This window comes from Thermosynechococcus sp. OHK43 (assembly GCF_014466085.1).
Taxonomy (GTDB): domain Bacteria; phylum Cyanobacteriota; class Cyanobacteriia; order Thermosynechococcales; family Thermosynechococcaceae; genus Thermosynechococcus.
Genome location: NZ_JACOMP010000121.1, coordinates 1 through 4431, shown reverse-complemented (window position 1 = coordinate 4431; position 4431 = coordinate 1). Strand labels below are relative to the sequence as shown.

3 protein-coding genes and 1 pseudogene are annotated in these 4431 nt (G+C 53.1%); 2 read left to right on the top strand and 2 right to left on the bottom strand.

Features of this window, described 5'->3' with window-relative positions; genetic code table 11:
* Nucleotides 1-453 (bottom strand): annotated as a pseudogene (locus H8Q75_RS04985) (GTP-binding protein); the annotation flags it as partial.
* Entirely contained in the window at nt 450-833 is a 384-nt protein-coding gene (locus H8Q75_RS04980; RefSeq protein WP_024123831.1) for a hypothetical protein, read from the bottom strand. The pseudogene H8Q75_RS04985 and the gene H8Q75_RS04980, both read right to left, overlap by 4 nt.
* Nucleotides 834-1046: 213 nt before the next feature.
* Between H8Q75_RS04980 and gatA the strand changes: the two genes are divergently transcribed.
* Together gatA and rpoD are read left to right on the top strand one after the other, a co-directional pair.
* Complete coding sequence (gatA, locus tag H8Q75_RS04975) at nt 1047-2495, top strand: Asp-tRNA(Asn)/Glu-tRNA(Gln) amidotransferase subunit GatA (protein WP_024123830.1); 1449 nt, start codon at nt 1047-1049, stop codon at nt 2493-2495.
* Between the two features lie 544 nt (nt 2496-3039).
* A complete protein-coding gene (rpoD, locus tag H8Q75_RS04970; RefSeq protein ID WP_024123829.1) occupies nt 3040-4206 on the top strand; it encodes an RNA polymerase sigma factor RpoD in 1167 nt (388 codons plus the stop codon).
* Nucleotides 4207-4431: the final 225 nt, after the last annotated feature.

Here is a 4431-nt window from a genome sequence, read left to right as displayed (position 1 = left end):
CTCCCCCAGCAACGCATTGACCAGGGAGGTTTTACCGGCCGAGCCGGTGCCAAAAACAACAATGCGCAATTCGTGGCGACAAAAGTCCTCCTCTAGCTCCCGTGCCCGTGCTAAGAGGGCTTGCCGTGCCACCTCATCTTCAATTTGACTCAGTTGCTGCCGTAGGGCTTTGAGGTTTTCGGCGGCAGCCTCCGTTTTATCCAGAGGGGCTTGGGGTACAGCGGTGGCGGGCTTGGGCTTCCCCTGGCGTTCAAGTAAATACAGGTAGCGAAAGAACGTATAGAGCAGTCCCCCCAATAGGCCAATGAAAATCAACACCAAGAGATTGGCCAAAAAGGGGGCCGTAAAAGCCACCTGCACATAGAGCCACGTCAGTGCCGAGATCAGCCAGAGGATGAGCACCAGAATAGCGCCAAATCCCAAAAGTGGCCAAAACCAACGTCTGGGGGTCATGGCAGGTATTTCATCAGACGCTGCAAGAAGGGCAATTTCAGCGATTGCCGCCGCCATAGGCGCACCATTAGCCCTAAGTTCACCAGAAAGTAGGCCGATCCCCAGAGACTATTCAGCAATAGCGCCAGGCCATGCTGCAGAGACTGGGCTTCACTCAGGCTGGCAAGCCCATTCAGCAGACCATAGCCCAACAGCCAACTAAGACCAATCACAAGAGCAAGGCGACTCACTTGGCGCGTCTGGCGATCGCTCCCCCGGCGACTCAATTGCCACAGTGCTGGAATCATGCCAAAAATGGGCAGCAAATAGACAAAGAACCACAATCGCTGCAATGTGGGATTGGTAAAGGCTTCCTGATCCACGGGGTCGAGGGGTTTCATCCAATACTCCGCAGGGCCATGCCTACCGTTGTCTGCTCTAAAAGAACCCAAAAAGATTGAGGCTTAGCTTCCTTCATTCCTAATATATCGCCGATGGCAAAACGCCCCACGGATACCCACCCCTTGCTAGACTGAAGATTGGCTTGTTTGCGGCACTGCTCGCGATCGCCAGTATTGCATTGTTGTTCGATAATTGCTAGGGAAGCTGCGTTTATGTCAGTGATTCAGGAGCTACACCGTCAACTCGTTCGCAAAGAGCGCTCCGCCACTGAAATTACCCAGGCCTATTTGGATCGCATTGATCAAGTAGAACCAACACTCCACAGCTTTTTGACGGTAACGCGCGATCGCGCCCTTGCCCAAGCTGCCGAGGTGGATAAACGCCTTGCTGCGGGTGAAGAAATTGGTTTGCTCACAGGAATTCCCCTGGCCATCAAGGATAACCTTTGCACCTACGGCGTTCGCACCACCTGTGCTTCTAAGATGCTGGAGCACTTTGTACCCCCCTACGAATCCACCGTAACCGAAAAATTGCAGGCCGCTGGCGCGATTATGGTGGGCAAAACCAACCTTGATGAATTTGCCATGGGCAGCTCCACGGAAAATTCCGCCTTTGGTTTCACGGCCAATCCTTGGAACCCGCAGCGGGTTTCTGGCGGCTCCTCAGGGGGATCCGCTGCAGCCGTTGCTGCCGGGGAATGTGCCGCTGCTCTGGGCTCCGATACTGGTGGGTCCATTCGTCAACCCGCCGCCTTCTGCGGAGTAGTGGGTCTCAAGCCCACCTATGGTTTGGTGTCCCGCTATGGTCTGGTTGCCTATGCCTCCTCCCTCGATCAAGTGGGTCCCTTAGCGCCGACGGTGACTGATGCAGCTATTCTCTTGGGGGCGATCGCCGGCCACGATGCCAAGGATGCCACCAGTCTCAGCGTGCCGATTCCCGACTACACCCAAGCCCTCAAGCCTGATCTCAAAGGCATGCGCATTGGCCTTATTCAAGAAACCGTGGATGAAGGCGTGCAACCGGAGGTGAAGTCCGCCCTTGAAGCCGCCCTAAAAACCCTAGAGGAATTGGGGGCAACCATTGTTGAACTCTCCTGTCCCCGCTTTGCCTACGGCCTGCCCACCTACTACATCATTGCCCCTTCAGAAGCCTCGGCGAACTTAGCCCGCTATGATGGCGTGAACTTTGGTTTTCGGGCTGAAGGGGCCGCTGATCTGCTTGAGATGTACATGAAAACCCGCGCTCAAGGCTTTGGCCCCGAAGTAAAGCGACGGATTATGATTGGCACCTACGCCCTGTCTGCCGGCTACTACGATGCCTACTACCTACGAGCCCAAAAAGTACGCACCCTGATCAAAGAAGACTTTGCCCGTGCCTTTGAACAAGTGGATCTCCTGGTTTGCCCCACCGCTCCCACCACTGCTTTTAAGGCAGGGGAGAAAACCACCGACCCCCTAAGTATGTACCTGTCAGACTTGATGACCATCCCTGTAAACCTTGCGGGCTTACCCGGCCTGAGCCTCCCCTGCGGCTTTGATAGGGAAGGGCTGCCCATTGGCCTGCAATTGATTGGCAACGTCCTAGGCGAAGAGACCCTATTTCACGTTGCCTATGCCTATGAACAGGCCACCCCTTGGCATCGGCAGCAGCCGCAGCTCTAGGCGTGAATACACCAACTGATCAATAACGCTTGCCTATGGCAGTGGCTTTCCTGGGGGCCAACGCCATCAAAAACTAGGGGGTGCTTCCAAACAGTCACCAATTAGCTAGGCTAGAAGAAAGACATTTCCCTTAGCCAGGATATAAATTTTATCTGAGAACAACAAATTAGAATTTGTTAGCGGTTGTTGACGCGAGCGATCGCGAGTAACGGATTCCAAGGAAAACTCCTGATCCGGAGTAGGCGATTTCTGTTAGAAAGGCTACAATCAATGAGGTTTTAGCTAAAATTGCTCAACAGATTCCTGCACGAGACCAACCGCTGACGATTGCCTGTTCCCTGACCCTACGGGTCACACAGGATTTCTTTCAAGACCATCTCAAAGGTACCAGTGTGCGGAATCTAGAGCCTATTCCCCCGTCCAACCGCTTTCCTTAGCCGCATTCCATCATTGAAATGTGGCTGACGCTAGCGTCACCGAAGGCAACGGTTGCCGACAACACACCGACACCATATATTTAGGGAGATTTTACGAGGACAACGGCATGACCCAAGCAAATGTACTTGACGTTTACGACCCCGCAACAGCCCCCCTTGAAGATGAGGTGGCTCTGCTCAGTGACTATGGCCTTGAGGCTGTAGAGATTGAGGAAGAAGAGAGCGAAGACTTTGAGGAGGTCAGCGATGATCTCGACGACAAGCCTACAAAAGGTCGTGCCAGTCGACGACGGACCCAAGTCAAGAAGAAACATTACACCGAGGACTCGATTCGCCTCTATTTGCAAGAAATTGGCCGCATTCGTCTGTTGCGTGCCGATGAGGAAATTGAACTAGCTCGTAAAATTGCCGACCTTCTAGAAATCGAGCGGGTCCGCGATCGCCTGTGTCAAGAACTGGGCTGTACGCCTGAAGAACTAGAGCGGAATCCTGAAGCTTGGGCCAAAGAACTGGGGATGACGGTGCCGGCATTTCGCCATCGTCTTTTTGTCGGTCGCAAAGCCAAAGAAAAAATGGTGCAGTCCAACCTGCGACTGGTGGTGTCAATCGCCAAAAAATACATGAACCGGGGGCTATCCTTTCAGGACTTGATTCAAGAGGGCAGCCTAGGGCTCATCCGCGCTGCTGAGAAATTTGATCACGAAAAGGGCTATAAATTTTCCACCTATGCGACATGGTGGATTCGCCAAGCCATTACCCGCGCCATTGCCGATCAATCCCGCACCATTCGTCTGCCCGTGCACCTGTACGAAACCATTTCACGGATTAAGAAAACCACCAAACTCCTCTCCCAGGAAATGGGGCGCAAACCCACGGAAGAGGAAATTGCCGATCGCATGGAAATGACGATTGAAAAACTGCGCTTCATTGCCAAATCAGCACAACTCCCGATCTCCCTAGAAACGCCCATTGGCAAAGAAGAGGATTCCCGTCTCGGGGACTTTATTGAATCCGACGGTGAAACCCCTGAAGATCAAGTGTCGAAGCACCTGCTGCGCGAAGATTTAGAAATGGTGTTGTGCACCCTTAGCCCCCGCGAGCGAGATGTCTTAAAACTGCGCTATGGCTTGGACGATGGTCGCATGAAAACGTTGGAGGAAATTGGTCAACTCTTTAACGTAACCCGTGAGCGCATTCGCCAAATTGAGGCAAAAGCACTGCGGAAGCTGCGCCATCCCAACCGCAATAGCGTCCTCAAGGAATACATTCGCTAGGGAATAATTGCTGTTGCGTCCCCCATTGCCCTTAGCGTAGCAGTACTGCACCTAGTTCTATCCAAGCTTTCACCTGCGCAATAGCTCTGGTGCAAACCTGAGTAACCCATCATTCCTGGAGTCATCTCTAGACTCAGGGCCGGCACCATGCTACCGCACCAATGGCAGTGGGGGCAATATGGTCAGATAGAAAAACTTAAGATAGTCACGATAGCTAATGAAATG